Below are 1,864 nucleotides of genomic sequence, written 5' to 3' on the forward strand. Positions count from 1 at the left end.
TACGGCGGGGACGTTTCTTTCCGGAGTTGGAGCGAGACTCTCGGTGCCTGGGATCGATGCGGGAGAGCCCTTGAGCACCCAGTCCGCGACGATCAGGCCTATCACCGGCGCGAGCTGGATCCCGTAGCCGCCCGCACCGGCCGCGGTGATCAGACCGGGCTCGGACTGATCGACTGGTCCGACATGGGGACGGTGGTCGGCGGTGACAGGGTAGAGGCCTGCCCAGCCCCGGCCGAGCCGGGCGCCCGGCAGATCAGGCACGCGCTCGATCAGCATCTCGGCCAGCATGACCTTGGACCCTTCCTCGCACTGCTCGTTGTAATTGTCCGGATCCTCGGGCGAGGGCGAACTTACCTTGTGTATCTCGGCGATGAGCTCGCTCGCTTTCTCGTGCCGAAAGTTGAGTCCGGTGCCCTGCCCGTTCACCAGATCCATGACCATCGGCATTGTGTAGGGGAGCGGCGCGTCCAGGTGGATTGTCAGCGCCTCGTGGCGCTCGGGGTGGATGTGAAGCGTCTGTCCAAGCATCTCGGCAACGCGTGGCGCCCAGGCGCCTGCCGCGTTCACGACGAAGTCGCAGCCGATCGGACCCTTGCTGGTGTCCAACCGATAGCCACCGGATGTCCGCGCGACACCAAGCAGCTTGCGGAACTGGAAAACCTCGGAGCCGAGCTTCTTCACCTCCTGCGCCAGCAACGTGCACATTTCGTGGGGATCGAGGAAGCCGTCGTCCGGCCCGAAGATGCCGCCTTCGAGCCCATCTGAACTCAAGTGCGGCACGAGCTGCGGCAGCTCGTTCGCCTGGTAGACCCTGGACCTGAAGCCGGCATCGCGCTGGATCTCCACCGAGCGGGCGAACAGTTCCATCTGCTCGGAGGTGCGCGCCAGACGCAGATAGCCGATAGGGTTGAAGCCGAGACCGAGGCGCTCCTGCCATCGACGGATGCGCTGCACGGATTGCATGCGCAGCTGGATCTCGAACGAATCCGTCAGCGGTGTGCCAACGACGCCGACCGAGCGGCCGCTGGCTCCTGACGCAATGGATTGTGCGTCGATGACGGTGACGCGAGCGCCCTGTTCCGCGAGCGCGTGCGCAGAGCACATGCCGAGGGTGCCTGCACCGATGACGACGACGTGAGGAGAAGCTGTCATGTGACTTCCATCTGTTGCTGCGTCGTCCCGTGCCGGATGGATCCGGCGCCGGACGCGCTACGTCATTGCTTCGCCGCGATTGCCGCGAGGGCGCCGTCGCTTGCGGAAAGGATCTCGCGTGCGTCTTCCTCGGTCATCGAGGTGGAAAGCGCGAAGAGTCCGTAACTCGCCGAAAGCACGCCGCGGTCGAGCAGACCCTTGTGGAACAGGTCGATCTTCGTGCGTTCGGACGCACCCGGATAGACCGACCGATAGTCCGTGATCGGCAACGCCGGGAAATGGACTTTGAAGAGCGAGCCGAGACCGACGCACTGCCCGTTGAGGCCGTGGCGAGCAAGCGAGGCCGTGATGCCGTCGCGAAGCAGGCTGCCGATAGCGTCCAGATGCGCGAAGCTGGCCGGGGTCAACGCGCGCATCGCCGCCAGACCGGCTCGCATCGTCACCGGGTTCGCGGTGAAGGTGCCGCCATGCGGCAATGCAGGCTTGCCTCGCGTTGGATCGAACACCGCCATCACGTCGGCGCGGCCGCCGACGGCGCCGACCGGGAACCCTCCGCCGATGATCTTGCCGAGAGCCGTCAGATCGGGCGTGATGCTCCACAGGCCCTGCGCCCCCGAATAGCCAAGGCGGAGCGAGATCACCTCGTCGAAGATCACCAGCGAGCCGGCGGCATGAGCGATCTCGACCATCGCGTCGAGATAATCCTTCCGCG

At 65.5% G+C, this 1,864-nt stretch carries 2 protein-coding genes; both read right to left on the reverse strand.

The features are described 5' to 3' along the window. A partial coding sequence (locus tag FJ980_RS30315; RefSeq protein ID WP_140547278.1) for an FAD-binding oxidoreductase occupies nucleotides 1-1,152 on the reverse strand: 1,152 nt, incomplete at its 3' end. Nucleotides 1,153-1,214: 62 nt separating this feature from the next. Beyond that, a partial coding sequence (locus FJ980_RS30320; RefSeq protein ID WP_140547279.1) for an aminotransferase class III-fold pyridoxal phosphate-dependent enzyme occupies nucleotides 1,215-1,864 on the reverse strand: 650 nt, incomplete at its 5' end.

The sequence above is a fragment of the Mesorhizobium sp. B1-1-5 genome (assembly GCF_006443065.1).
Classification (GTDB): Bacteria; Pseudomonadota; Alphaproteobacteria; order Rhizobiales; family Rhizobiaceae; genus Mesorhizobium.